General features: G+C 62.5%; 31 protein-coding genes. 18 read left to right on the top strand and 13 right to left on the bottom strand.

Annotated elements, in window-relative coordinates; genetic code table 11:
• Positions 1-113: 113 nt before the first annotated feature.
• Positions 114-443, top strand: coding sequence for a DUF1330 domain-containing protein (locus BSY16_RS03870; RefSeq protein ID WP_069058454.1), 330 nt, complete (start codon positions 114-116; stop codon positions 441-443).
• Positions 444-466: 23 nt separating this feature from the next.
• Positions 467-838 (top strand): DUF4180 domain-containing protein, encoded by a 372-nt coding sequence (locus BSY16_RS03865; protein ID WP_069061351.1) that lies wholly within the window; start codon positions 467-469, stop codon positions 836-838.
• A gap of 9 nt (positions 839-847) precedes the next feature.
• Here BSY16_RS03865 and BSY16_RS03860 read toward each other — a convergent pair whose 3' ends face one another.
• Together BSY16_RS03860 and BSY16_RS03855 are read right to left on the bottom strand one after the other, a co-directional pair.
• Positions 848-1,981: an aminotransferase class I/II-fold pyridoxal phosphate-dependent enzyme gene (locus BSY16_RS03860; RefSeq protein WP_069058453.1), complete on the bottom strand. Its 1,134-nt coding sequence runs from the start codon at positions 1,979-1,981 to the stop codon at positions 848-850.
• Positions 1,978-2,625, bottom strand: coding sequence for a helix-turn-helix transcriptional regulator (locus BSY16_RS03855; protein ID WP_069058452.1), 648 nt, complete (start codon positions 2,623-2,625; stop codon positions 1,978-1,980). The genes BSY16_RS03860 and BSY16_RS03855 overlap by 4 nt, the downstream gene beginning before the upstream one ends.
• A gap of 127 nt (positions 2,626-2,752) precedes the next feature.
• Between BSY16_RS03855 and BSY16_RS03850 the strand changes: the two genes are divergently transcribed.
• Positions 2,753-3,100, top strand: coding sequence for a hypothetical protein (locus BSY16_RS03850; protein WP_069058451.1), 348 nt, complete (start codon positions 2,753-2,755; stop codon positions 3,098-3,100).
• Here BSY16_RS03850 and BSY16_RS03845 read toward each other — a convergent pair.
• Positions 3,085-3,969, bottom strand: a complete 885-nt coding sequence (locus tag BSY16_RS03845; protein WP_069058450.1) for a LysR family transcriptional regulator — start codon at positions 3,967-3,969, stop codon at positions 3,085-3,087. The two genes, BSY16_RS03850 and BSY16_RS03845, sit on opposite strands and share 16 nt — an antisense overlap.
• Before the next feature lie 99 nt (positions 3,970-4,068).
• On the opposite strand from BSY16_RS03845, the gene BSY16_RS31870 reads away from it, so the two are divergent.
• Positions 4,069-4,416, top strand: a complete 348-nt coding sequence (locus tag BSY16_RS31870; RefSeq protein WP_150129870.1) for a hypothetical protein — start codon at positions 4,069-4,071, stop codon at positions 4,414-4,416.
• Between the two features lie 13 nt (positions 4,417-4,429).
• Here the strand turns inward: BSY16_RS31870 and BSY16_RS03835 are convergent, their stop codons facing one another.
• The 7 genes from BSY16_RS03835 to BSY16_RS03805 all read right to left on the bottom strand — a co-directional run bounded on the left by BSY16_RS03835 (position 4,430) and on the right by BSY16_RS03805 (position 12,913).
• Positions 4,430-6,475, bottom strand: coding sequence for a vWA domain-containing protein (locus tag BSY16_RS03835; RefSeq protein ID WP_069058448.1), 2,046 nt, complete (start codon positions 6,473-6,475; stop codon positions 4,430-4,432).
• A 14-nt stretch (positions 6,476-6,489) separates the two neighbouring features.
• Positions 6,490-7,011 carry an RNA polymerase sigma factor gene (locus BSY16_RS03830; RefSeq protein ID WP_069058447.1) on the bottom strand — a complete coding sequence of 174 codons (522 nt, stop codon included), beginning with the start codon at positions 7,009-7,011 and terminating at the stop codon, positions 6,490-6,492.
• An 80-nt stretch (positions 7,012-7,091) separates the two neighbouring features.
• Positions 7,092-7,784, bottom strand: a complete 693-nt coding sequence (locus BSY16_RS03825) for a phosphodiester glycosidase family protein (RefSeq protein ID WP_286157179.1) — start codon at positions 7,782-7,784, stop codon at positions 7,092-7,094.
• A gap of 115 nt (positions 7,785-7,899) precedes the next feature.
• On the bottom strand, positions 7,900-8,592 hold the full coding sequence (locus BSY16_RS03820) for a ferredoxin family protein (protein WP_069058445.1): 693 nt from the start codon (positions 8,590-8,592) through the stop codon (positions 7,900-7,902).
• Positions 8,593-8,699: 107 nt separating this feature from the next.
• Entirely contained in the window at positions 8,700-10,280 is a 1,581-nt protein-coding gene (locus tag BSY16_RS03815; RefSeq protein WP_069058444.1) for a trimethylamine methyltransferase family protein, read from the bottom strand.
• 177 nt (positions 10,281-10,457) lie between these two features.
• The gene (locus tag BSY16_RS03810; RefSeq protein WP_069058443.1) at positions 10,458-12,440 is read right to left on the bottom strand and encodes a putative bifunctional diguanylate cyclase/phosphodiesterase; all 1,983 of its coding nucleotides are present in this window, start codon (positions 12,438-12,440) and stop codon (positions 10,458-10,460) included.
• Positions 12,437-12,913 carry a putative pterin-binding protein gene (locus tag BSY16_RS03805; protein WP_069058442.1) on the bottom strand — a complete coding sequence of 159 codons (477 nt, stop codon included), beginning with the start codon at positions 12,911-12,913 and terminating at the stop codon, positions 12,437-12,439. Before BSY16_RS03805 ends, BSY16_RS03810 begins: the two co-directional genes overlap by 4 nt.
• 267 nt (positions 12,914-13,180) lie before the next feature.
• On the opposite strand from BSY16_RS03805, the gene BSY16_RS03800 reads away from it, so the two are divergent.
• The gene (locus BSY16_RS03800) at positions 13,181-13,876 is read left to right on the top strand and encodes a cobalamin B12-binding domain-containing protein (RefSeq protein ID WP_069058441.1); all 696 of its coding nucleotides are present in this window, start codon (positions 13,181-13,183) and stop codon (positions 13,874-13,876) included.
• A 54-nt stretch (positions 13,877-13,930) separates the two neighbouring features.
• Here the strand turns inward: BSY16_RS03800 and BSY16_RS03795 are convergent, their stop codons facing one another.
• Positions 13,931-14,074: an entericidin domain-containing protein gene (locus tag BSY16_RS03795; RefSeq protein WP_150130019.1), complete on the bottom strand. Its 144-nt coding sequence runs from the start codon at positions 14,072-14,074 to the stop codon at positions 13,931-13,933.
• A 32-nt stretch (positions 14,075-14,106) separates the two neighbouring features.
• Between BSY16_RS03795 and BSY16_RS03790 the strand changes: the two genes are divergently transcribed.
• From BSY16_RS03790 to BSY16_RS03745, 10 genes are all read left to right on the top strand, one after another.
• The gene (locus BSY16_RS03790) at positions 14,107-14,748 is read left to right on the top strand and encodes a DUF1638 domain-containing protein (protein ID WP_069058439.1); all 642 of its coding nucleotides are present in this window, start codon (positions 14,107-14,109) and stop codon (positions 14,746-14,748) included.
• Positions 14,749-14,846: 98 nt separating this feature from the next.
• On the top strand, positions 14,847-15,629 hold the full coding sequence (locus BSY16_RS03785; RefSeq protein ID WP_069058438.1) for a formyl transferase: 783 nt from the start codon (positions 14,847-14,849) through the stop codon (positions 15,627-15,629).
• Positions 15,630-15,833: 204 nt separating this feature from the next.
• Positions 15,834-16,136: a virulence factor gene (locus BSY16_RS03780; RefSeq protein ID WP_069058437.1), complete on the top strand. Its 303-nt coding sequence runs from the start codon at positions 15,834-15,836 to the stop codon at positions 16,134-16,136.
• Positions 16,129-16,710 (top strand): methylenetetrahydrofolate reductase C-terminal domain-containing protein, encoded by a 582-nt coding sequence (locus BSY16_RS03775; protein ID WP_069058436.1) that lies wholly within the window; start codon positions 16,129-16,131, stop codon positions 16,708-16,710. The genes BSY16_RS03780 and BSY16_RS03775 overlap by 8 nt, the downstream gene beginning before the upstream one ends.
• A gap of 3 nt (positions 16,711-16,713) precedes the next feature.
• Entirely contained in the window at positions 16,714-17,808 is a 1,095-nt protein-coding gene (locus BSY16_RS03770; protein ID WP_069058435.1) for a methylenetetrahydrofolate reductase, read from the top strand.
• An 89-nt stretch (positions 17,809-17,897) separates the two neighbouring features.
• Positions 17,898-18,866: a methyltetrahydrofolate cobalamin methyltransferase gene (locus tag BSY16_RS03765; protein WP_069058434.1), complete on the top strand. Its 969-nt coding sequence runs from the start codon at positions 17,898-17,900 to the stop codon at positions 18,864-18,866.
• A complete protein-coding gene (locus BSY16_RS03760; RefSeq protein ID WP_353652379.1) occupies positions 18,772-19,191 on the top strand; it encodes a hypothetical protein in 420 nt (139 codons plus the stop codon). Before BSY16_RS03765 ends, BSY16_RS03760 begins: the two co-directional genes overlap by 95 nt.
• Positions 19,192-19,226: 35 nt before the next feature.
• Entirely contained in the window at positions 19,227-21,299 is a 2,073-nt protein-coding gene (locus BSY16_RS03755) for an ASKHA domain-containing protein (RefSeq protein ID WP_069058432.1), read from the top strand.
• 168 nt (positions 21,300-21,467) lie between these two features.
• Positions 21,468-21,776, top strand: a complete 309-nt coding sequence (locus tag BSY16_RS03750; protein WP_069058431.1) for a hypothetical protein — start codon at positions 21,468-21,470, stop codon at positions 21,774-21,776.
• A 28-nt stretch (positions 21,777-21,804) separates the two neighbouring features.
• Complete coding sequence (locus BSY16_RS03745) at positions 21,805-22,203, top strand: hypothetical protein (RefSeq protein ID WP_069058430.1); 399 nt, start codon at positions 21,805-21,807, stop codon at positions 22,201-22,203.
• A gap of 35 nt (positions 22,204-22,238) precedes the next feature.
• Here BSY16_RS03745 and BSY16_RS03740 read toward each other — a convergent pair whose 3' ends face one another.
• Complete coding sequence (locus BSY16_RS03740; RefSeq protein WP_069061350.1) at positions 22,239-23,156, bottom strand: LysR family transcriptional regulator; 918 nt, start codon at positions 23,154-23,156, stop codon at positions 22,239-22,241.
• A gap of 116 nt (positions 23,157-23,272) precedes the next feature.
• On the opposite strand from BSY16_RS03740, the gene BSY16_RS03735 reads away from it, so the two are divergent.
• Both BSY16_RS03735 and BSY16_RS03730 read left to right on the top strand, forming a co-directional pair.
• On the top strand, positions 23,273-23,491 hold the full coding sequence (locus BSY16_RS03735) for a hypothetical protein (RefSeq protein WP_069058429.1): 219 nt from the start codon (positions 23,273-23,275) through the stop codon (positions 23,489-23,491).
• A 107-nt stretch (positions 23,492-23,598) separates the two neighbouring features.
• The gene (locus BSY16_RS03730) at positions 23,599-23,802 is read left to right on the top strand and encodes a hypothetical protein (RefSeq protein ID WP_150129868.1); all 204 of its coding nucleotides are present in this window, start codon (positions 23,599-23,601) and stop codon (positions 23,800-23,802) included.
• Between the two features lie 88 nt (positions 23,803-23,890).
• On the opposite strand, the gene BSY16_RS03725 is transcribed toward BSY16_RS03730, so the two are convergent.
• Complete coding sequence (locus BSY16_RS03725; protein ID WP_069058427.1) at positions 23,891-24,499, bottom strand: GNAT family N-acetyltransferase; 609 nt, start codon at positions 24,497-24,499, stop codon at positions 23,891-23,893.
• A 297-nt stretch (positions 24,500-24,796) separates the two neighbouring features.
• Here BSY16_RS03725 and BSY16_RS03720 point away from each other — a divergent pair, with 297 nt between their 5' ends.
• Positions 24,797-25,804, top strand: coding sequence for a GlxA family transcriptional regulator (locus tag BSY16_RS03720; RefSeq protein ID WP_150129867.1), 1,008 nt, complete (start codon positions 24,797-24,799; stop codon positions 25,802-25,804).
• Positions 25,805-25,846 lie beyond the last annotated feature (42 nt).

Below are 25,846 nucleotides of genomic sequence, written 5' to 3'. Positions count from 1 at the left end.
ACGGGCGGCTTTTTCTTGCGAGTAGGCCTTGGCATTACCTGCAAGGTAATCGATCTGCCGCAACCGGCCACCTAGTCTGCCTGTCAACGAAACCCGTTCACAGGAGAAGCCCGATGACCACCTACGCCCTCACCCACCTTCGCAATGTCACGATGGGGCCGCAGATCGTCGCCTATCTGGAGGGGATCGACGCCACCATGGCGCCCTTCGGCGGCAAGTTCGTGATCCATGGCGATGGAAACAAGCGCGTGCTGGAAGGCAGCTTTGCCGGCGACGTGATCATGCTGTCCTTCCCGACCCGCAAGGCGGCCGAGGACTGGTACGCATCCGATGCCTACCGTGCGATCCTGCCGCTTCGCACCTTGAATTCCGACGGCGACATACTGCTGGTCGACGGTGTCGACGACGACCACAAAGCGACCGACATTCTGAAGAAGAATTAGGCCGAACAACGATGGAGACGAAGATGACGAACACGATGGAGATAGCCGGCACGAACGTTCTCGTGCTCGCCGTTGACGGACCGCCGATTGCAACAGAAGCGGACGGCAACGACGTCATCAGCGAAGCCTTCTCGACGGAGGCCCAGCTCATCGCCATCCCGGTGGAGCGCCTCGGGCCGGATTTCCTCCGGCTCGAAACGCGCCTCGCCGGGACCGTTTTTCAGAAATTCGTCAACTACCATCTGCGCTGCGCTATCGTCGGCGACATCGCCCCGCTGCTCGAAAACAGCAAGGCGCTCACCGATTTTGTGCGCGAGACGAACAAGGGCCGGTCGATCTGGTTCCTCGCGAGTCTTGATGACCTGCGGGCAAAACTCACCCGGATGAGCGCCTGACGAGACCGATCAGGTACCAGCCAGGAACTCCCGCCAGGCGTCCAGACCCGCATCGATGTTGCGCCGCCCGACGCCGACGCGAAAACGATCCATCGGCACCGGCAGGAGATCCGAAACGTAGAGGGTGGAGGGCAGCAGCAGCACGCCCTTCTCCTCGACGAGCCGGCGGCAATGGTCTTCCACGCCATCCTTGCCGAGATACCGGGGAAAGGCGACACAGCCGCCATCCGGTGCTGCCCAGTCGTAGAGATGCGGGAAATCGGCAAAGAAGGCCCCGATCTTGACCATGTTTTCCACGCAGAGCAAACGGTTGCGGGCAAAGATCGTCTCGCGCGCCTTGATCGCGATGTCCGCCAGCACCTCGGAAGGGCGTGCGTTGCAGATGGAGAGGTAGTGCTTCATCTTCTCCATGCGTTCGAGCAGCGCATGGTCACGGCTGGCGATCCAGCCGATGCGCAGGCCAGGCAGGCCATAGGCCTTGGACATCACGTTGAGAGAGATGCCTTTGTCAAACAGGTCGGCCGCCTGTGGCAGGCGTTTCTCGTCGTCGATCTCCAGCCCGCGATAGACCTCGTCGGAGAACAGGTGGATGCCACGTTCGGCGCAAAGATCGACGAGGCCGCGGAAAATCTCCTGGTCGGCGATGGCACCGGTCGGATTGTTCGGAAAATTGACGGCGATGAGCTTGGTTTCCGGCCGAAGGGCTGCCCGTACATCATCGAGATCGAGTTGCCAACGGTTCTCCGGGTGAAGCGCGATCCCCGTGACATTGCCGGTGATGGTGACCGGCATGGTCTCCATCGACTGATAGTTCGGCACGGTGACGATGGCATGGTCGCCCGGCCCGAGCAAAGCCAGCATGGCGCAATACAGCCCCTCCTCCGCGCCGGCAAAAGTCAGGACATCGGCGCCGGAGAGCGTGTCATAGGTCGAGGCGATGGTTTCGCGCAGTGCCGGCGCGCCCCAGGTCTCGGAATAACCGAGCGAGACGCGCTCCCACGTCTCGCGGTCCTCCGAGCCGGCCAGTGCCAGCAGATCGGACATCGTCATGGTCTCGGCGTCGCTCGCCGTCATGTGGTGGCGCGCCTTGAACTCCCAGCGCGAGAAATGGGTTTCGAGGCGGAAATCCGGCAGCGTGCTCACGATGGCCTGTCCTTCTGGTTCTGGCGCCGGGCATCGGCGAGATAGTTGTAGATCGAGGCGCGCGAGGCGCCGATAAGGGAAGCCAGGTGATCAACGGCGTTGCGCGTCTGGAAAAGGCCGCGTTCGTCGAGGGCGGCAACGAGCGCCACCCGGTCGCCCTTCCTGAGGGCCGTCAGCGCCAGGCCACGGGTGCGCAGCCAATCATGCAGCGCGGTGTTGATTTCCTCCCGCCAGTCACCGGCAAAAAGCGATGGCGGCCGTTGTGTCGCGACGCCCGTGAAGGCGGAAAGCAGCCTGGCCGCCGCCTCGAAATGCGAGACATCCATGTTGATACAGAGCAGGCCAAGCGCCTGGTCATGGTCGTCCTTCAGCACGGCGGTCACCGATTTCAGCCGCCGCCCGTCCTCGCCGGTCTTTTCATAGGGGCCGTAGATGCCTGCCTCCCCCGCCGCCTCCAGCGCGTTTTCGACAAGCGAGTCCATGCCCGCCTTGCGGCCGGAAAAGGCATTCCAGATGCCGGCAATCAGCCCCGTTTCGAGATCGTGCAGCACGACCTCGGCATGGGGATAGAACAGGGTGGAAATGGCCGCGGCCGTCGCGGCATGCTGGCGAAGCAGCAGATCGGCGTTTGATGAGTCGAACATGGCGGCACACAATCCAAAAATAGACTTTTTGTCAATATTGGATTTTCAGTCCAAACACGTCTCGCGGGCTTGCGAGGCGTTTTTCCGCGTCCTATCCAAAGGCAGGACGGTTCTCAGGGGGACGAACATGAGCGCGGATCTTGCAGCCTTTCCGGACCGGGACACCGTAGCCGACAAGCTCGCCGCGCTTGGCGAGGCCGAGCAGGCCTATCTCCGACTGCTGATGGAAAACGCCAAGCAGGACGAGAACCTGCTGGAAGGGCTCGACCTCTTTCTCAACCGTGCCGCTGCCGCGCGGTTCCTCAACTCGCTGAAGCTGGAAAAGCTCGGCGAATGGCTGGGCAACACGGCACCCGCGCGCTTGCAGATGCGGCTTGTCGAAACCGCCCGCTCCAGCCAGCATGCCGCCTTCGCCGCGTTCCGCGCCGGGCTGACGCGGTCCGGTGGCCTCGAACGGGCCTACCCGAAAGCCTGATCCGCCGCAGCCGCCAGCGGCCCGAAGGATTTGCGGATGAGGTCCGCCATCCCGTCGATCGCCGGCCCGCCACGCCGCGGATTGCGCTTCAGCACGACCCGCGAGGAATCGACCGTCGGAAAACCGTCCGCAAGGGTCAATTCCCGCGCGCCCGGCGGAATGTTGCTGCGGGCGAGCGGCGCAATGGAAAGCCCACTCGCAACCGCCGAACGCAGCCCGCTGCTCGTATCGCTGGTATAGGCGACGCGGTACGGGATCGCGTAGCGCTCCAGCGAGCGTTGCGCGAACTCCCGACACCAGACCGAGCGCCGATAGAAGGCGACGGGTACCGGACGCTCCAGATGCAGGTTGTGCGCATTGGAAGCCACCCAGACGGTTGGGTCGATCGCCAGAAGCTCGCCGGAAATCCCGCCGTCCCACTCGAAGATGACAGCAAGGTCGAGTTCGTCCGCGTCCAAGGCCTCCATCTGCTGGGCTGTATAACCGCAAAACACCGTCACCTCGGCGCCTGGATGGGTCTCCGCAAAGGCGGCAAGCGCATTGGGCAGGACCGTCTGGTTGTATTCCTCGGGAATGCCGACCCGCACCGGCCCGTCCAGCGGCAAGGTGCGCATCGCTGCCGTCGTCTCGTCGACCAGCCCGACGATGCGCTTGGCATAGGGCAGCAGCCGTCTGCCCTCCACGGTCAGCGCAACCCCACGCGGGCCACGCTCGAACAACAACACGCCGACCGATTCCTCGAGCTTGCGCACCTGCATGCTGACGGCAGACTGGGTGCGGCCGAGCCTGTCGGCCGCATGCGTGACATTGCCGGCGTCGGAGACGGTGACAAAAATCCTGAGCAGGTCGCTTTCGAGAGGGGGATACATGACGCCATCGCTTTTCCTGATACCTGCCATCATCGCTATTCGTTTGTGAAATGTCTACAGCTTTGCTTGGCTCTTGCGCAGCAAGGGAAGGCAAAGGCCATGGGAATTTTCGGAAAACTGCTGGAAATGGTGGAGCGCTACCGTCAGGCGCGGGCGGAACGGGAGGCGTTGCGGTTGCTTATCGCGCGCAAGGATGTTCGCTTGCTGCGCGATGCCGGACTGGGACTGCCCGAAGACGCCGAGCCCCGCTGCACGCCGCTGCCTCAAACAAAGGAGAGGCGCTGGACGGCGCCTCTCTTCCGGTTACCGCCACCGTCCCCCCGCAACCGGGGTGAAGGGGATACTACGCCGGCCTCCTCGAACAAGAAGCCACGCAAGCACGGAAAACATCTCGGCTTGTTGCCTTCTCCCCGCCTGCGGGGAGAAGGAGACCGGCAGGCCGGATGAGAGGCCGCGCGCCTTACTGCGCCTTCTCCCCGGAAAGACCGCCGGCAAGCTGGACGAGCTTTATGAATTCCGCCCGGTAGCCGAACGGATCATTGCCCTTGGCGGCTTCCGCGAGGCCGAGGATCGAGCCGTAGGCATAGTCCTGAAGGGCGGAGACACCCTTCAGCTTCTGCCCGAAGGCGGCAACCGCGACGGAGAAACGCACGTCCGCCGAGGCTGCATTCACATCGGCGACAGCATTGGCGTCCGTCACCGGCAGGGTGACAAGTTCGCTCGTGTCGCTATTCGGCTTCTTCCAGCGCATCTTCAGGAAGGCGAGTTCGGAACTGCCTGTGGCGGGAGTTGCCGCCGCCTGCTCCTTGCCGTAACGCAGGGGATCGTTCAGCACGGCCGGGCTGCCCTTCGGCGTCACCTCGTAGATCGCGGTGACACGGTGGCCGGAGCCGATGTCGCCGGCATCCACCTTGTCATTGTTGAAATCCTCGCGGTTGAGCACGCGGGTTTCGTAGCCGATCAGGCGATATTCGGCGATGCGCTCCGGATTGAACTCTATCTGGAACTTGACGTCCTTGGCGATAGGGAAGAGCGAGGATCCCGCCTCCTCCACCAGCGTCTTCTGCGCTTCGGCCAGCGTATCGATATAGGCGGCGGTGCCGTTGCCGTTCTGCGCCAGCGTCTGCATCATGCCGTCATTGTAGTTGCCGCGGCCGAAACCGAGAACGGAGAGGAAGATGCCGCTCTTGCGACGCTCCTCGATGACACGCTTCAGCTCCTCGTCGCTCGCCGGACCGACGTTGAAGTCACCATCCGTCGCTAGCATGACGCGGTTGACGCCATCCTTCTTGAACGCCTTCTGCGCCAGCCGGTAAGCCGTCTCGATGCCCTCGGCGCCGGCCGTCGAACCGCCCGGTTGGAGATTGTCGATGGCGGCGAGGATCGTATCGCGTTCCTTCGCCTGCGTCGGCTCCAGCACCACGCCGGCATTGCCGGCATAGGTGACGATCGATACCGTATCCGTATCCTTCAGCTTGCCGACAAGCAGGCGGAAGGCGCTTTTGAGCAGCGGCAGCTTGGCCGGCTCGTCCATCGAGCCGGAGACGTCGATGAGGAAGACGAGGTTGGCCGATGGTTGCTCGGTCGCCACGGTCTCGAAACCCTTGATGCCGATATGGAGCAGTTCCGTGTCCTTGTTCCACGGCGTCGGCATGACCGTGACGGTGGCATTGAACGGCTTCTCCGCCGTCTCCGGACCCTTCCAGTCATAGGGGAAATAGTTGACCAGCTCCTCGACACGCACGGCTTCGGCATCCGGCAGGCTACCGCCGAGCAGCGAACCGCGCGCATAAGAGTAGGACGCCGTGTCGACATCGGCGGAGAAGGTCGAGACCGGGTCGGTCGCGACACTCTTCACCGGGTTTGGATCGGCGGAGGCAAAGCGTTCGCGGTCCTCCTCTGGCGTGGGCATCGCAATTGCATCCGCCACGGCGGAGGGCTGCACGATCGATCGATTCAGCATGTCCATATTGGCAGCGCCACCGAGGGCCAGCGACTCCGGCACCCCCGCCGCCTCCTTCTCATCGTGCAGTTCGGCAACCGGTGCCGGCTCGGCTGCGAGCGTGTTCGTGGCCTGAGCCGTGTCGGCGGCCGTCGCGACGGCATCACTTTCTGCGGCGGTCTGCACCTCGCCCTGAACCTTCTTTGCCTCCTGCTTGCGAGCGCGCAGATCCTGATCAACCGGCTTCGCCGCAATCTCTGTTTCGGCGGTCAGCGGCACCGTGCCATTGCGCACCAGTTCATAGGTAAAGAGGCCAGCGACGGGCACGACGAGAAGCGTGGCAAGGGCCGAGCCGGCGAGAAGTTTGCGGTTCATGATGGGACTCCATATCCAGTTGAACATGGAGCTTCGACGCCCGCCGTCTGTCGATCCTTGGGGGGTGGTCGCATTTTTTTCCGCGTCGTCAAAAGCCAGCATGGCGGCAGCAAGCGCCTGGGCACGCGCGGAGGAATCCGCAGCGGGCGGGGTGCGGCGGGCGAGTTTATCGAGGTCGAGATCGGTCATCGTCTATCCTTCCGTCACGCGGCGGCATCGCGCAAAAGCACCTTCAGGCGCTTGCGGGCCTCGTGCACATGCCAGGAAATCGTCGTTTCGGCGCAGCCGAGCACGTCGGCCGCGGCCGCATGGTTCAAGCCTTCGCCGTAGATCAGCAGCACGGCGTCACGCTGCTTGTCGGGAAGCTGGCGCACGGCCTGCCACAGCTCCTCGCTGCCGTCCTCGCCGGGGCCGCCTTCCAGCACCGCCTGCTCGCGCAGATAAGCCGCATCGCGCCATTCGGCCCGGCGGCGTTTGCGCATCTGGTCACGCGCCGCGTTCAGCGTGACGGTATAGAGCCAGGTGCCGAAGCGGCTGGCCCCCTTGAAGCCGCGAATGGCGCCGGCGAGGCGTATGCACACCTCCTGCGCCACATCCTCGGCATCTTGCCGGTCGCCGCACCATCGCCAGGCGACGGCATGGATGAAATCATAGCGGCTTTCGATCAGCGCAGCGAAGGCCTGCCGATCTCCCAATGCCGCCTTTTCGACAAGTTCTGTTTCCACGGGTCCATCCCGATTGCAGTTCACTAACCTCTACGACGTCCGTCGGGCGGCAATCCTTGGGTGGCGGCGAGGTTTTTTTCTCAGCCGGGCAGATTTTTCACGACGGCGATGATCGTGCCCATCACCGCATCGCGATCGTGGCGCCGGGTTTCCGGGGAGTAGAGGCTGGAAATGCTGCCATCGAGAAACAGGGCATTTTTGCATTGCAGCCGGTCACGAAAGAGCGTCGCGAAATCGTGGAACCGCACCGGATCGTTCGAGATCACTAAGGCGACGCGGCCGTCCGGCAGGATGCCGACGCCGTTGCGGATCTGCAGGCTCGTGCCGTCGGCCAGGAATCTCGGATGGATCTCGCCTTCGACAACCAGCATCGGCCCGGATTGCGTCGCCTCGCGCGGCGAAAGCCCCGCTTTTGCGTAGGCCTCCGTCTCCATCACACCGGCCTTTCCCTCGCCCACCCAGAACACGCCGTTCGGTTTCAGGAAGAAATTGCCGAACGCATCACCCCGATTGAGCCCACCCGTTTCCCGGCCATGCTCCACCAGCAGCCCAACCGGCCCGTAGTCCGCATGATACATGCCAGCATTCATAGCAAAGCTCACGTGCTGCCGGTTCCGCAGGAGATGCGTGTTGAGCTGGTCATAGCTGGCGCCACCCACACCCAACGTCGCCGCACCGTAAAGGCGGATCGTCTCCGTGGCCGGATCGAAGGTACAGACGGTGTAGCGGCCGGAAAGATGTTCGATCGCAGCACATTTCGGCGGTTCGGCCATGGCAACGCTCCGCAAGGATAGGGTGGCAAATAGAAATATGAAAAACAGAAGGAAACGCATGCCCCTTGGCTCGACTGCCAATGCGGCGAATTTAGCGACGCCGCTCAACGAAGCGTCAAAGCGACAGCGCCGCCATGTGGAAACGAAGCTGGCTGTCATTGTAGCGGTAGGCAGCGCCGACCGGGCAGGCAGCGCGGGCGAGACAGCCGGAGCCCATGCAGCCCCCCTGTCCTTCCGGCGACCGCAAATGCCCGCGACAGGAGGATACGTCAAAAATGGCCGGACGCACCGCGCCAGCGGGACAGGTGGTGAGGCATGGCTTGTCTGGACAGTGGTCACAGGGATGCAGTGCCACTGCTGCTGGGGCGTCCTCGACGGGTTCGGCAAAACCGAGCGCGCCGCGATAGCCATGCCAGAGTCCGTAGACGGGGTGGATGAGGATGCCAAGCGGCGAGGCTTTCAGGCCTTCCGCACGCATCGCCCATTGCTGGAACGGTTGCCAGGGCGGATCGGAGGGGAACCAGGGTGTGGCGTTGACTGTGGCGGCAACGGTCCGGATGATTTCCTTCGACCACGTGTCGAGCGGGTCGCTGCCGCCGCGGTCCGGTCTCCCTTCCCGCCAGCGCGAAAAGGCGGGCCAGAGGGAACTGCCGATATTGCCTATGAGCACGACACTGGCGGCGGCGTTACCATTCGACAGGATCGGCGTGGCCTCCCCTTCGGAAAAATTGACGGTGCCGCGCAAAAAAAGACCGTGCGGCTCGAGAGCCGCACGGATGGTGTCGAGATCGGGGCGATGCGACCTCACTTGGTCACGTCCCCCTTGAGTTCATAGTGCGGGCGCCAGACTTCTTTCTGGATCATGTCGGCAACCCGCGTTGCTCCGCCTTGCTCCCTGGCGCGATCGGGACCCTTTCAGGTGAAGGCGTCGGGCATCGAGTCCTTGCGGCTCGCCACATAGGCAAGCAGCGCGTCGTCGATGGCCGGATCGAGATAAGGCGCCTCGTAGCTTTCCAGCCACGAACGGCAGAGCGCGTTGGCACGCTCCTCGATACGCTTCTGGCCTTCGATTTCCCACTGCTCGAACGAGTTGTTGTCGGCGAGCGGCGAGCGGTAGAAAGCGGTCTGGAAGTTGGCCTGCGTATGGGCACAGCCGAGATAGTGGCTGCCCGGGCCGACTTCGCGGATGGCATCGAGCGCCTGCGCGTTTTCGGAAAGGTCCACGCCCTCGGCCAGCTTCTGCATCATGCCGAGCTGATCCTGGTCGATCATGAACTTTTCGTAGGACGAGACGAGACCGCCTTCGAGCCAGCCGGCGGCGTGCAGCACGAAGTTCGTGCCGGCCAGCAGCGTCATGTTGATCGTGTTGGCCGATTCGTGCGCCGCCTGCGCATCCGGAACCTTGGAGCCGCAAAGCGAACCGCCGGTACGGAACGGAATGCCAAGACGGCGGGCAAGCTGGGCCGCACCATAGGACACGAGCGACGGCTCCGGCGAGCCGAAGGTCGGCGCACCCGACTGCATCGAGATCGACGCCGCGAAGGTGCCGAACAGCACCGGCGCCCCCTTGCGGATAAGCTGGGTAAAGGCGGCGCCAGCGAGAACCTCGGCAAGGATCTGCGTCAGCGTGCCGGCGACGGTGACCGGGCTCATGGCACCGGACAGGATGAACGGCGAGACGACGCAGGCCTGGTTATGGCGGGCATAGACCTTCAGCGCGCCCACCATGGTCTCGTCGAAAACCATCGGCGAGTTCGCGTTGATGAGGTTCAACGTCACGCAGTTGTTCTCGACGAACTCGTCGCCGAAGACGAGCTTTGCCATGGCGATCGTGTCTTCCGCGCGCTCAGGTGCCGTAACCGAGCCCATGAACGGCTTGTCGGAATATTTGATATGGCTGTAGACCATATCGAGGTGACGCTTGTTCACCGGCACGTCGACCGGCTCGCAGACCGTGCCGCCGGACGAGTGCATCGACGGCGCCATATAGGCGAGCTTCACGAAATTGCGGAAATCCTCGATCGTCGCATAACGACGGTTGCCTTCGAGGTCGCGAACGAATGGAGGGCCGTAGACCGGCGCGAAGACGGTGGCCTTGCCGCCGATCTGCACGCTGCGCTCGGGATTGCGCGCATGCCAGGTAAAGCTGGACGGCGCGGTCTTCAGGAGTTCGCGGCAGAGGCCCTTCGGGAAGTGCACGCGCTCGCCGCGCACATCGGCACCGGCTTCCTTCCAGAGCTGAAGCGCTTCCGGGTCTTCGCGGAATTCGATACCGATCTCTTCAAGAATAAGGTCGGCATTCGCCTCGATCAGTGCCAGACCTGCCTCGTCCAAGACCTCGTATTCCTTGATTTTGCGGGTGATGTACGGCAGCGACGGGCCTGGACCGCCGCCCGTGCGCGACGCACGCCGTGCAGCAGCACCACGACCTTCGCCGCGCGAGCGGCGACCGCCGCCTTCTGCCTGCCCGGCCGCCAGTTCAGATGTGTCGTCCATGTCATTTCCTCTCAAGCGCGCCACCCTGGCAGCCCTGTAACCGCTTCGATCCTAAACAATGCCGCAAAAGGGACATTCCTAAAAGCGCCACGGGCGTCCCTGATAACGAAAAGCAGCTCGGTGCGGAATGGCCAAAGGCCTGCCCGCTCAAAAACAGTCCTGAATAGAAGGCAACGTTCAGCCGGCGACCCGCAAGGTGCGCTGCTCGACCGGCACCGGCTTGCCAAGCAGAAACGGCAGCAGCACGAGCGGCTTCATCGGGCGGGCGAAATGATAGCCCTGCGCGAACGGAATGCCGAGGCTGCGAAGAGCGGTAAACTGCTCTGCCGTTTCCACCCCCTCCGCAACCACCTCCATGCCGAGATCCGTGGCCATACGACCGATGCCGCGAACGATGTCGACGCTGCGCGCCGAACTCGTAATGTTGTCGATCAACGATTTGTCGAGTTTGACGCGCCGGAACTCCAGGCCTGCCAGACGCCCGAGATTGGAATAGCCGCGCCCGAAATCATCGACGGCAAAATCGGTGCCGCTGTCTCGCAAATGTTCGATGTTGCGCAGAACCGTCTCGCTCTCATCCATCATCGCATCTTCGGTCAGTTCCAGGAGCAGGCCACCCCTGACAACAGCCTGCCGGCGCATGACCTCGACCACCGCGTCGGAAAACCGTTCGAGATTGAGCAGGCGCGGTGAAATGTTGACGGCTACCTGCAGATTGCGGCCACAGGCGGCGAGCGTGCTGCGGATATTGCAGGCGCGCTCGATGACGAACAATGTCAGCGGCAGGATTTCGCCCGCCTGTTCCGCTGCGGCGACGACGTCGTGGGGATCGATCAGGCCGAGGTCCGGATGCTCCCACCGAACGAGCGCTTCGAGGCTCGTGGGGCGTCCATCGGCCAGCGAAACGATCGGCTGGAATGCGACATCGATCTGCCCCGTCTCGATGGCCGACCGGATCTCCGCCTGAAGGGCCTGCTTACGGTGGCTCATGGCCATGATGTCGGGTGTGGTAAAACGGATGCAATTGCGCCCCGCCGCCTTGGCGACATAAAGCGCGGCATCCGCATCCTTCATCATCTGCTGGGGCGTGGCGCCGATACGCGCATCATCGATATGGGCAATGCCGAGACTGGCGGAAATACGCACGGGTTTGCCGTCGAAGAAACAGCCGGCGGAGATGCGCGCCACGGCTGCCTCCGCATAGTCGCGTGCCCGCTCCCGCGATCCGTCGAGCAGAATGGCGAACTCGTCGCCGCCGAGGCGAGATACGATATCCGCCTCCAGGCGCAAGCTATCAAGTATCTCCGCGACCGCCTTCAGCACATGGTCGCCAGCCGCATGGCCGAGCGTATCGTTGACGCCCTTGAAGCCGTCGAGATCGACGAGCACGACGGCAAAACTTTCCGTCATGGATTGCTCGGCAAGCGCTGCCTCAAAACGGCGGCGGTTTGCGATGCCGGTCAGGTGATCGGACGCCAGCAGGCGCCGCTTGTCTTCGAGCGCCACCTTCAGGCGGCGATTGAAACGCCGGGACAACGAGAGTTCCACCAGAACGTAGATCAGGACGAGACAGGAAAGGCCAACGAACTCGATCTGTATCGACCGCAGGTCGTCCAGGCTTTGCCGTTCCTTTTCCACCAGTTCCCGAAGCTGGTTGCGCCGCGCAGTATACGAACGGTCGCTATATTCCAGAAGCGGCGCCTGAAACTCCATGGCGAAATCGCCGACTTGCTTGAAGCTCGCCGGATCGCCGGCTTTCAGGGCAAGGACCGCCGCCTCCAACCTGGGAAGGTTGGCGAAAATGCGCGACACCACCGAGGTCTCGATCACCTCGCCACTGGCCAGCGCATCCGTGTAGCTCGCGGTTCGCAGCGTATCCATCCGCGACCAGAAGATATCGAGTGCGAACCGCACGTCCTCCCAGCTGACGGTGTTGTCGGCCTGGGCGAGGCGGTAGGCCTTGTTGACGAGGTCGTTGAACTCCATCTCCGACCGCGTCGCCTCTTCAAAGCGCGCCGAGTTGAAGAGGCGAAGATTGATCCCGTCCGCGACCTTCTTCACGCCGTCCTGCCCGACGACGAGCATCACGGCGAGGAGGCCGAGCATGGCCGGAAAGCGGATCCAGAGAAGGCTCGACGTGTTGAGCCGCGGAATTTTCATTTTACGACAAGGTCCTTGAGCTGCCAGATGCTGCGTGCCTCGTAGACCGGATCCTTCTGGAGCTCGGTATGTTCACCGGTCGGGTAGATGATCCAGGCGGGGCCCTTGCTGCGCACGGTGAGCCGCTCCCCGTCCATCTCGATCGCGGCGATCACGTCGAGCGTGGCGAAATCGGCCATCGGGATCTCGACTTCGTATTTGTCGAGCGCCACGGCGGCCGCGGTCGTGCCCTCAACGCCCGCCGCCTTCAAGACGTCCCGTATCAGCGGCCCGCGAACCTCATGCAACGCGTCGTCCATGCCGGGTGCCAGCGCCTTGTAGGTGACGGTGCCAAGTTTCTCGACCACCGCCTCGGTCACCTGAAAATCCCCTTTGGCGCTTCGAACGGTAAACAGGACATCATCCGCGTGGGCGAACGTCGCGCTCACGAGGAGTGTGGTAAAAACGAACAGGCGTTTCAGGATGGAGCGCATAGGATGATCCCTCGGTGTCATCCTATCAAGTGTTCATGAAGCCTTAAAAAGCGGTTATTACAATTGCTAGTGCGGCATAAGGCTGTGCGCGTCTCGGGTTGGTAGCCCTCAAATGACTGCCTGTCGGACTGACGAAAATGCGACATCGTCGCAATTCGCCCGGGCCCGCGTCGCAATCGAAAACGCTTTGCAATGCAATGACGCTAACTGTATTCAACGACAGAACCCCGAAAGCACGCGTGTCGCTTTCAATATGTGAGGATTGCCATGTCTGACGACGAAATCATTCTCGCCGATCTCTCCGACGAAGAACTTGTGCAGCAGATGCACGACGACCTCTACGACGGCTTGAAAGAGGAAATCGAAGAGGGCACCAACATCCTGCTCGAGCGCGGCTGGGCTCCCTACGACGTCCTGACTCAGGCACTCGTCGAAGGCATGCGCATCGTCGGCGTCGACTTCCGCGACGGCATCCTGTTCGTGCCGGAAGTTCTGCTGTCGGCGAACGCCATGAAGGCCGGCATGTTCATCCTGCGCCCGCTGCTCGCCGCCACCGGCGCGCCCAAGCAGGGTAAGATGGTCATCGGCACCGTCAAGGGCGACATCCACGACATCGGCAAGAACCTCGTCGGCATGATGATGGAAGGCGCCGGCTTCGACGTCATCGACCTCGGCATCAACAACCCGGTCGAAAACTACCTTGAAGCCATCGAGCGCGAACAGCCGGATATCCTCGGCATGTCCGCCCTCCTCACGACGACGATGCCCTACATGAAGGTCGTCATCGACACGATGAAAGAAAAGGGCCTGCGCGACGACTACGTCGTTCTCGTCGGAGGTGCGCCGCTGAACGAGGAGTTCGGCAAGGCCGTCGGGGCCGACGCCTACTGCCGCGACGCGGCCGTGGCGGTCGAAACGGCCAAGGAATTCATGAAGCGCAAGCACAACATGCTTGCCGGCTAGGCTTTGAAGTTCGGACGGCGCCGCCCTTGAAACGGCGCCGTTCGCTGACGACCTTTAGTTTGCGGCTCTTTCCACGCTTCGGCCGGCATCCTGCGTCGCATCCACGGCATTGGCCGTATCCCGTCCCATGCCGCGAATGGTGTTACCGCAGGCGCTGAGTGCGAGAAGCGCGGCGAGAACGATGCTGATACGGGTCATATTTGTCCCAGTCATGGTCGGGGTCCCTCTAGATGGATGTGGTTGACGCAGAACTTCACCTCGGAAGTCCGACGCAGAAACGCACGAACGCGGAAAAAGTTCGCGTGATCGCGTGCGGTGCGATTGCGCGCGAAATTTTGGCCATTCGCGACGCCAACGGGCTCGACCATATCGACCTTCTCTGTCTTCCCGCCATCTGGCATGCCCATCCGGAAAAGATCGCGCCCGGCGTCGAAAAGGCCGTGGAAGAGGCACGCGCCGAAGGCTTCGACCGCGTCTTCGTGGGATATGCCGATTGCGGCACCGGTGGCCTGCTCGACAAGGTTTGCGAACGGCTCGGCGTCGAGCGCATTGCCGGTCCGCACTGTTATTCCTTCTTTGCCGGCAACGAGGCCTTTGCGGCGACAGAAGACGATGTCACGGCATTCTTCCTCACCGATTTCCTCGCCCGCCAGTTCCGCGCCTTCGTCATCGAGCCGCTCGGCCTCGATCGTTATCCGCAACTGAAAGCCATGTATTTCGGCAACTACACCAAGGTCGTCTATCTCTCGCAGATCGAGGACCAGGCCTTGCAGCGGAAGGCAAAGGAGGCCGCGGACTATCTCGGGCTTGCCTATGAATACCGCTTCACCGGCTATGGCGACCTGACGGACGAACTGCTGCGCGCCCGCTAACCAATCCTTAGCCCTGCCGCGCAAAATCCCGCGCGGCAGTTACCGCTTCCTAAGCCCTCGCAACGATGATGCACGCCGAAAACAGGGCGAGGCAGGGCATGACGGAACGCGACACACGGACGGAAACGGTGGCGATGCTCATCCAGCCCGGCCCGAACCCGGAAATCGTCGTCACTGCCGTCAAGGCCGTCTTCCCGAACCTCATCGTCATCGAAGAGCAGCCGGAATCCAAAAAACTCTTCATCCAAAGACGCGCGAAAAAACTCGGCTGGATACAGGCCCTCGGTCAGCTCGCCACCATGGTGGTTTCAAAGTACGGCAAGCGCTTCACCAAGGCCCGCGCTGCGGAAATCCTTGAAGAATTCGGCGCAAGCACAGCAACGGACTCGAAAATCCGCCGCGTCGCCGTTCCCTCGGCCAACAGCCCGGAGTTTCTCAAGGCGCTCGACGACATCCGGCCGGCGGCGCTGCTGCTCGTCAGCACCCGCATGCTGAAGGCGCAGACGCTCGCCGCCATCCCCTGCCCGGTGCTCAATTTCCATGCCGGCATCAATCCGCAATATCGCGGCCTTCAGGGCGGCTACTGGTCGCGTATCCAATCCGACGAAGCGAATTTCGGTGCCACGGTGCACCTCGTCGATGCGGGCGTGGACACCGGCGGCGTGCTCTACCAGCAACGGATGAAACCTTCCAAACGCGACACGATGCACACCTATCCGGCTCTGCAGACGGCGGCCTCAACCGGCATCATTATCGATGCGCTGCAAGACGCCGTGACCGGCAACCTCAAGCCTTTGAAAATAGCCGCACCCTCGCGGCAATGGTATCATCCGCCGATCTGGACATGGCTCTGGAACGGCTTAACCCGCGGCATCTGGTAAAACCTCTGGACAGTCGAATCCCGCGTCGTTTTTGAGCATGGGGCAGTCGTGGCGAGTGAAGCCCGCGACGCGGCCAGACCGCATTGTCAGTGCTAGAGCAATTCCGGGAAAAGTATGCGACGGTTTCCGTCCGGAATCGCGAAAAAGAGGAAGAGCGCTTTCGCAATTCAGAGAAGCGCGGAAACGCTCTGGGAGAAATTTGGCATGGCAGACCGCATCATCGTCTACTGGCGCGACATCCCCGCCCAGGTCATCATCAAGAAGGGCCGCACGACGGCCAAGCGTGAACTGTCGCTGCGCTTCACAGAAGCGATCGATATGTGCGCCATGCGCACCGGTGCCGCCGAAACGGACGATTACCTCGCCGAATGGCGCAAGGCCGATCCGGTGCCGGTTTCCGACGACCTCGAAGCCGAAGCCGACAAGGCCGCCGCCGAGTTCGAGGAAGCCTACGACCGCGAGCGGCTCGTCAGCCTAGTCAAATCCGGAGGCCGCGAGAATGGCTGACCCGAAACCCGGCAATGCCGCGCCCGCCACGAAGGCCGCCACCGGCGCCTTCACGCCGGCCGGCGTGTCGCCGAGCCGCCGCGCGCGCCGCAAATACACGGTCCGGCTCTGGGCCGTGCGCAACTCCCGCTTCCTGGAATGGTTTTACCATCGCTTCGCCGACGTTTTCTTGCTGCTGCACCCGGTCTGGAAACTCTTCGGCTACCAGCGCGTTGAGCGTCCGATCACCTTCGTCGAAAAGCATGTGAAGGGTTTCCTCTTCGACTGTCGCATGTGCGGACAGTGCGCACTATCGTCGACGGGCATGTCCTGCCCGATGAACTGTCCCAAGCAGCTTCGCAATGGTCCCTGCGGCGGCGTTCGCGCCAATGGCAATTGCGAAGTGGAGCCGGATATGCCCTGTGTCTGGGTCCAGGCCTGGAAGGGCTCGCAGAACATGGCCAAGGGGGATGCCATCATGAACGTGCAGAAGCCGGTGAACCAGTCGCTGCGCGAGACCTCGTCCTGGCTGCGCGTGACGGCCGAAGCCGCCGCGGCCCGTGAAGCCGCAGCAGCAGCCGGAAAGGACGCCTGATCCATGGCGCATATCGACGAAAACCCGCTCGGCCCCCACCTGCCGCTCGATCCCCTGCCCGGCCACTCCTCGCTCGGCCGGCTGGAGCGCGTGCTGCGCCGTGGCGAGTTCGCGGTCACGACCGAACTCAACCCGCCGGACAGCGCCAATCCGGAAGACGTCTATGAGCGGGCCGCGATCTTCGACGGCTGGGTGGACGGCATCAACGCGGTCGATGCGTCGGGCGCCAATTGCCACATGTCCTCCGTCGGCATCTGCGCGCTGCTCACCCGCATGGGCTATGCACCGATCATGCAGATCGCCTGCCGCGACAAGAACCGCATCGCCATCCAGGGCGACGTTCTCGGCGGTGCCGCCATGGGCGTCACGAACATGATGTGCCTGACCGGTGACGGCGTGCAGGCTGGCGACCAGCCGGGCGCAAAACCCGTTTTCGACCTCGATTGCATGTCGCTTCTCGAAACCGTGCGCATCATGCGCGACAACGGAAAATTCCTGTCTGGCCGCAAGCTGACGACGCCGCCGAAGGTTTTCCTCGGTGCCGCGATCAATCCTTTCGCGCCACCCTACGATTTCCGCCCCTACCGCCTTGGCAAGAAGATCGAAGCCGGTGCTCAGTTTGTGCAGAGCCAGTATTGCTTCGACGTGCCGATGTTCCGGGAATACATGAAGAAGGTGCGCGATCTCGGCCTGCACGAAAAATGCTTCATCCTCGTCGGCGTCGGCCCCATGGCATCCGCCAAGACGGCCAAATGGATCCGCTCCAACGTACCGGGCATCCACATTCCCGATTCCGTCATCACCCGCCTTGAAGGCGCGCAGGACCAGAAGAAGGAAGGCAAGCAACTCTGCATCGACATCATCAACGAGGTGAAAGAGATCGAGGGTGTGTCCGGCATTCACGTCATGGCCTATCGGCAGGAAGAATATGTCGCAGAGATCGTGCATGATTCCGGCGTGCTGAAAGGCCGCCAGCCCTGGAAGCGCGAGGCCAATCCGGTCGACCAGCTTGTGGCCGAGCGCATCGAGAGAACCCGCGAAGGCGTCGAACAGAACCAGCAGCAGATGGCGGAAAAAGCCGCCCATCAACCCCATTGACCGCGTGCCGGCCACCGGCCGACCGTCGCTTGTAACACCGGAAATCGCGCGCTAGACGTGGTCGAGCGCCCCGCCCCAGAGGACACTACATGACACGCACCATCGTCGCCTCGGCCACCCGCGAAATCATCATCGGTTTCGACCAGCCCTTCTGCGTCATCGGCGAACGCATCAACCCGACCGGCCGCAAGAAGCTGGCCGCCGAGATGATCGAAGGCAACTTCGACACCGTCATCAAGGACGCGCTGGAACAGGTCGCCGCCGGTGCGACGATGCTTGATGTCAACGCGGGCGTCACGTCGGTCAACCCGAACGAAACCGAGCCGGGCCTGCTCGTCAAGACGATGGAAATCGTGCAGGGGCTCGTTGATGTACCGCTGTCGATCGACAGCTCCGTCACCGCCGCCATCGAGGCTGCGCTGAAGGTCGCCAAAGGCCGGCCGCTGGTCAACTCGGTGACCGGCGAGGAAGAAAAGCTCGAAGCCATCCTGCCGCTCTGCAAGAAATACGACGTTCCGGTCGTTGCGATCTCCAACGACGAGACCGGCATTTCGATGGATCCGGACGTGCGCTTTGCCGTCGCCAAGAAGATCGTCGAGCGCGCCATGGATTACGGCATCAAGCCGCACGACATCGTCGTCGACCCGCTGGTCATGCCGATCGGTGCGCTGGGTGATGCCGGCCGCCAGGTCTTTGCGCTGCTCTATCGCCTGCGCAACGAGCTGAAGGTCAACACGACTTGCGGCCTTTCCAACATCTCCTTCGGCCTGCCGCACCGTCACGGCATCAACGCCGGCTTCATTCCGATGGTCATCGGTGCGGGCATGACGTCGGCCATCATGAACCCCTGCCGTCCGCAGGAAATGGAAGCGGTGCGTGCCGCCAACGTGCTCAACGGCACCGACGCGAATTGCTCGACCTGGATCAAGACCTATCGTGACCACAAGCCGGCCGAAGGCGGCCATGTTGCAGTCGCTGCACCGTCCACGGGTGCAGCAGGCGGTGGTCGTCGCGGCGGCCGTGCAGGGCGCACGGGCTCCAGCGCGGCACCAGAATAAGATGGCGGGCGGGCGGCAGTTTCGTCGCGATGCCTTCAGCCTGTGGCTGGAGGCGCCGCTTGTCATCGCCATGCGTTGCCATGAGATGCAGATGGCGGCGCTGACCGGGTCGACCCAAAACACTGCCGAGATGACCAAAATGGTCACCGAAAAGATGGCTGCCGCGACGGAGAGTGTCGTGGCAGCCAATTTTGCTGTTGCAAAGGCCGTGATGACGGCGGCATCGCCGTCGGCAACGGCCCGCGCCGTGTCAGAAGCCGCCATCAAGCCCTATGGCAAGCGCGTGCGCCGGAACGTGCGGCGGCTCGCCGCCAAGAAGGGCTGACGGGCGGTTTCGCGCCCCACAGGAAAGTACGATCGATGCGCTACGAAGGTGAGAACGAGACCAACATGACCGAAGCTTCGGTAAAAGAACCACTGGTCCTCTTCATGCCATCGGGCAAGCGCGGCCGCTTCCCGGTCGGTACCCCCGTGCTCGACGCCGCGCGCAAGCTCGGCGTCTATGTCGAGAGCGTGTGTGGTGGACGCGCGACCTGCGGGCGCTGTCAGATCGAAGTGCAGGAAGGCAATTTCGCCAAGCACAAGATCGTCTCCTCACTTAACCACATCTCGGAAAAGGGTCCGAAGGAAGAACGCTACGAAAAGATCCGTGGCCTGCCGGATGGCCGCCGCCTCTCCTGTTCCGCCCTCATCCTCGGCGACCTCGTCGTGGATGTGCCGCAGGATACGGTCATCAACGCGCAGGTCGTGCGCAAGGCCGCGACGGACCGCGTCATCGAACGCAACGCCGCCGTCCAGCTCTGCTATGTCGAGGTGGACGAGCCCGACATGCACAAGCCGCTCGGCGATCTCGATCGCTTGAAGGTGATGCTTGAAAAGGACTGGGGCTGGAAGGACCTGCTGGTCGCGCCACACCTCATCCCGCAAGTGCAGTCTGTCCTGCGCAAGGGCAACTGGGGCGTCACCGCCGCCATTCACCGCGACATGGATAGCTCGCGCCCGTTCATCGTCGGCCTGTGGCCGGGCCTCAAGAACGAGGCCTACGGCGTTGCCTGCGACATCGGCTCGACGACGATCGCCATGCATCTCGTCTCGCTGCTGTCGGGTCGCATCGTCGCCTCCTCCGGCACGTCGAACCCGCAGATCCGCTTCGGCGAAGACCTGATGAGCCGCGTCTCCTACGTCATGATGAACCCGGATGGCCGGGAAGCCATGACCAAGGCGGTGCGCGAAGCCGTCAATAGCCTGATCGGCAAGGTCTGCGACGAAGGCCAGGTCGACCAGCACGACATTCTCGATATGGTGTTCGTCGCCAATCCGATCATGCATCACCTGTTCCTGGGCATCGACCCGACGGAACTCGGCCAGGCGCCCTTTGCACTCGCCGTCTCCGGCGCGCTGCAATATTGGGCGCATGAGCTGGACATCGACGTCAACCGCGGCGCGCGGCTCTATACGCTGCCCTGCATTGCCGGCCATGTCGGCGCGGATGCCGCGGGGGCAACGCTTGCCGAAGGCCCCTACAGGCAGGACCGCATGATGCTGCTGGTTGACGTCGGCACCAATGCGGAAATTGTGCTCGGCAACCGACAGCGCGTCGTTGCCGCCTCCTCACCGACCGGCCCCGCCTTCGAGGGCGCGGAAATCTCCTCCGGCCAGCGCGCCGCCCCGGGCGCCATCGAGCGTGTGCGCATCGACGCTGAAACGCTGGAGCCCAAATTCCGCGTCATCGGTGTGGAAAAATGGTCGGACGAAGAGGGTTTTGCCGAAGCTGCGGCAAGCGTCGGCGTGACCGGCATCTGCGGCTCGGCCATCATCGAGGTCGTCGCGGAAATGTACCTCTCGGGCATCATCTCCGAGGACGGCGTGGTCGATGGCGCGATGGCGGAGAAGAGCCCGCGTATCCTGCAGAACGGCCGTACCTTCTCCTACCTGCTGCACGATGGCGAACAGCGCATCACCGTGACGCAGAACGACATCCGCGCTATCCAGCTCGCCAAGTCCGCGCTCTATGCCGGCATCAAGCTGCTGATGGAAAAGCAGGGCGTCGACCATGTCGACACCATCCGCTTCGCCGGCGCCTTCGGCTCGTTCATCGATCCGAAATACGCCATGGTGCTCGGCCTCATCCCGGATTGCGACCTCAACGAGGTGAAGGCTGTCGGCAACGCGGCCGGCACGGGTGCGCTGATGGCGCTGCTCAACCGCGACCATCGCCGCGAGATCGAAAAGACGGTCAATCACATCGAGAAGATCGAGACCGCGCTGGAGCCGAATTTCCAGCAGCTCTTCGTCAATGCCATGGCGCTGCCGAACAAGGTGGACGCCTTCCCGGAACTCGCCAAGGTCGTGACCTTGCCGGAGCGCAAGGGGCCGTCCGACGATGGCGGCGGAGAAGGTGGCGGACGTCGCAGGCGCCGCAGCCGCGAGTAACACGGGTCGGAGCCGCGGCCCTGGCCGCGGTTACCTTACCCGTAAACCAACCCAGCGAATTCCGTTTTGTTTTCGGCGGTTTATCGGCATGGTAGGCGAATAGGGCGAGGCGCTCACGCGTTGACACGATATCGCTCGCCATCCCTCCAGCGCACGAAAGCCCGCTTCATGTCCGTTGCCCGCCTTGCCGCAGCCGGCCTCTTTCTCCTTGTCGCCAGCGGTACCGCGTGGGCGCAGGAAGACTATCCCTTTACGGGAGAATGGGAATGTGACGGCGCGCCCTTCGTCTTCACCTCCACGGTGTACAGCATCGGGGACGACAGTTATGACATCCAGGAGGCCCAGGAAGGCTCGGACGGCTCTTATTCGCTGTTCCTGTCGGACGAGGTCTACATCACCCTTTCGGAGATCACCTCGGACACGCTGGATTTTTCCTCGTCCGAGAGCAACCGGACCATGAACTGCCGCAGATATTGAAGCGCAAAAAACAACGAAAGACTTTTCCATGACGAAAGCCCGCCTGCTTGTCCTCGCCCTTTCCCTGGCCATCACCTCCCCCGCTCTCGCCGACACCTATGCGGCGATCAGCAACACGGCAATGTCGATCACCGGCGACATCGAGTTCGACGATTTCGGCATCACCTTCGAAAACGGCGAGCAGATCACCTTCGACGAGCTTCTCGGCGATACGTTCATGGTGGGTGGTGAAAGGGTGAATGGCTCGGTCTACAGCATTGCCGAGCCGAAAGATCCGGTTCTTCTCAACGGTAACCGGCTGTGCGGCCAGCCCGTGACCTACGTCGCCTCATGGGGTGACGCCGACACCACGACGGTCGCCGTATTCGCGACGGACGATGTGCCGAAAAGCGACGCGGAAATGTGCGCGTCCTACTCCTACGAATAATGCAGGAAGGCCTGGCTTACACCCGGCCTTCGATTTCAGCAGGCGACCTGCAGCATGTCCATCGGACGGCGCTCGATGCGGGCGAAGGCGGCGCGGATATAGTCCGCCACGGCCAGCGCCGGCGTATCGGCCTCCTCGTTGACAACGAGGCCGATGAGGTAATGGCCGAGGTCCGGCAATCCGTCCTTTTCACCGAGCGCCACCATGTCGTCACCGACGAGGAAGCGCGCGAGCGGCGCGACGGCAAGGTCGGCGCGGATCGCGGCGCGTTGGCCCATATGGTGAGCGCAGAAGTAAGCCACGCGGAAATCACGGCCGGAACGGCTCAATTGCTCGAGAGCCCGCGCCCGCCAGATGCAGCCCTCTTCCCAGACGGACACCGGAAGCGGGTTTTTCAGATGCGCATTGCCGCAGTTCTTGCCGGCCCAAACCAGCTGTTCCTTCAACAGGATTTCACCCGGAATCGGGATCGTGCCGTCGGTCGCATTGAAGATGGCAAGGTCGAGCCGGCGTTCTGCAACGGCGCGACGCAGGCTGCTGCTCGTCTCGATCGAGACATTGACCGCGATCGACGGATAGGTATCGGCAAACCGCCGCAACACTTCCGGCAGGATAAGCTCGCCGACGTCATCCGGCGCACCGAGCCGCACCACGCCATTCATTTCCGGCATCATGAAGCGTGACACCGCTTCGTTGCTCAGCGCAATCAAGCGGCGTGCATAGGAAAGCAGCACCTCGCCGTGATGGGTCAATACGACCGAGCGCGCATCGCGACGGAACAGCGAGCAACCGAGCAGCTCTTCCAGCTTCTTGATCTGCATGGAGACGGCGGACGGCGTTCGATGCACCGTCTCGGCGGCGGTGGTGAAATTACCGGTCTCTGCAATCGCCACGAAAGTTTTCAGGATATCGAGCTCCAGCAGGGGGAGCGTCTGGCGCATCAGCAGGTTCATGCTTGCCTCCATGGATCAGAATTTCTGAAGCATAATGTCACTTCATTTCGTTTGATTGAAAACCGAGATGGGCGGATAGTCAACCTATAGAAACAACGAAGGAAAGGAAAAACGCCATGAAAACGCAAAAAACGTACACAGACGGCGCCGATCTCGCTGTTCGTGCCCGCGGAAACGGATTCTACTACGCAATACGGCGCTTCGTGGGCGACGCCGTCGAGGCCCGCCGCAGACACAATGCGATCCGCCATACGGCTGAAGAACTGGCGCTGCTGCCTGACTATCTGAAGCAGGATATCAACTGGCCTGCCATCACAAACCATGAAGTACGCTGATCTATCCAATCAAATATATTCGTTTGATTGATGCATGAGGTTGCGGCATAGTCACCATCAAGGTCGCGACCTTTCGAAACCTCCCAAGCTCGAAAGGAACCCTGAAAATGGCAATAGCATTGGAACATCGTCCGGTACGGCGTGCATCGAGCACCCGCGATGCCGGCAGCCTGTCACATTTCCTGCGTGAAGTCGTTGAACGGATCGTATCCGCCTGGCAGCGCCGTCGCGTCGAGCGCGAGCAGGAAAGCATGCCCTACGATCTTCGCAAGGACATCGGTTACCGCTCGTGGGACAAGACCACACGATGATGGACGACTGTTGCGGCAATCCGCCGAAAGATGACGACGCCAAACACCGCCGGAGCTGACCTTCAAAAGTCTCTCCGGCGGTTTTGTTTTACGGGTGGACGATCGGCACGTTCGGTGCTGCGGTTTCCGGCAGCACGCCCGTCAGCCGCGGGTCGTCGAAGACTTCGATCTGGCGCTTTACCGGCGTGAAGCCCGAGCGGATATAGAAGCCTAAAGCCTGCGCCGAATCGAGCGTGCAGGTATGCACCCAGAAGCGCTGAATGGGCGCATGCCCCTGTCGTGACCAGGCCTGCGTGATCGCCCGGTTCATCAACCACCGCCCCGTACCATTGCCGATCGTTGCCGGCGTCAGGCCGAAGAAGGCGAGTTCGCAGGTCCCCTCCTCCCGGAAATCAAGTTCCAGCAGCCCCTCTGCCCGCCCATCCTTCATCACGGCATAAACCTCGACATCGGGGTGATGGAGGATCGCGGCGAGGTCCTCTCCAGCCATGGCAAGGCGCGAGGCCCAAAGCCATTCGGTACCGATGCGGCTGTAGAGGTCACGGTACCAGGCGACATCCGGCCGCTCGATACGCTCCAGGGTGATGCCGGGCTGCTCAGGATCGCTGCGCCCGGCCGGCGGCACCTGCATTTCGAGGCAGGTCACCACGGCGGCAAGCTTTCCCGCGGGCACGTCCGAATATCCGTCTGGCAGCATCTTTTCATCCTCTCAAACTCGCCCCGTATTTGGCCGGAGCGCTCCGCATTGTCAAACAGGGACGGGCCTGCGACGGCGGCCGGATTGGGCCTGTCGCAATCGGACAACGCATCCGGCGGGGTCGCAAATGTGCAAGTGCGAACAAAATGTCACAATTCCGCCCGAACGCCCTGACATTTCAGCGATACGCGACGCAGCGCAGTCGTAACCATCCTCTTCTGTGTCGCAAAAATGCTAGCACGGCCGCCGTTCTCCCTGCGACCATTGCGACATCGCGCCTCCAGCATGGACACTCCGATGAACAAGCAGAACGTCAAGAAGCGCTCCCTGGTTTTTTTCCTCGTGCCCAACTTCTCCATGCTGCCCTTCTCGGCGGCGATCGAGACCTTGCGCATCGCCAACCGCATGCTCGGCTATGAGGCCTATACCTGGCGCCTCTCGTCGACGGACGGCCAGCAGGTGCTCTCCTCCAGCGGCATAGGCATCGAAGTGAACTCGTCGCTTGCCGACGAGCGCAAGTATCTCGGCGGCGAGAACCGTCCCTCCATGGTGCTGGTCTGTTCCGGCATCTATGTCGAGGACTTCTCCAACAAGTCGGTCAATGCCTGGCTGCGCGAGGTCTACAATCGCGGCCTTGCGGTCGGCTCGCTCTGTACCGGCGCCCATGTGCTCGCCCAGGCGGGCCTGCTCGCGGGCAAGCGCTGCGCCATCCACTGGGAAAACCTGCCGGGCTTTGCCGAGGCCTTCCCGCAGGCCGACGTCTATGCCGACCTCTACGAAATCGACGGCAACATCTATACCTGTGCCGGTGGCACCGCCTCGCTCGACATGATGCTGAACCTGATCGACCAGGATTTTGGCGAGAATCTCGTCAACCGCGTCTGCGAGCAGGCGCTGACCGACCGCGTGCGCGGCCCGCATGACCGCCAGCGCCTGCCCTTGCGCGCCCGCCTTGGCGTGCAGAACGCCAAGGTGCTGTCGATCATCGAACTGATGGAGAAAAACCTCTCCGAGCCGCTTTCCCTGCTGGAGATCGCCGACGACGCCGACCTGTCGCGCCGCCAGATCGAGCGCCTGTTCCGCCAGGAAATGGGCCGCTCACCCGCACGCTACTACCTTGAAATCCGCCTCGACCGCGCGCGCCACCTGCTCGTGCAATCCTCCATGCCGGTGGTGGAAGTGGCCGTCGCCTGCGGCTTCGTCTCCGCCTCGCACTTCTCCAAGTGTTACCGCGAACTCTACAACCGCTCGCCCCAGCAGGAGCGCGCCGAGCGCAAGCTGACGCTTTCGGCCATCGCACGCTGATCGAAGAGTAAAGAAGACGAGAAATCCCCGTCCCCGTGATGG

Origin of the sequence: Sinorhizobium sp. RAC02 (assembly GCF_001713395.1) — a bacterium.
Lineage (GTDB): Bacteria > Pseudomonadota > Alphaproteobacteria > Rhizobiales > Rhizobiaceae > Shinella.
Note: the sequence above shows the minus strand (reverse complement) of the source record. Positions and strands in the feature narration are given on the sequence as shown.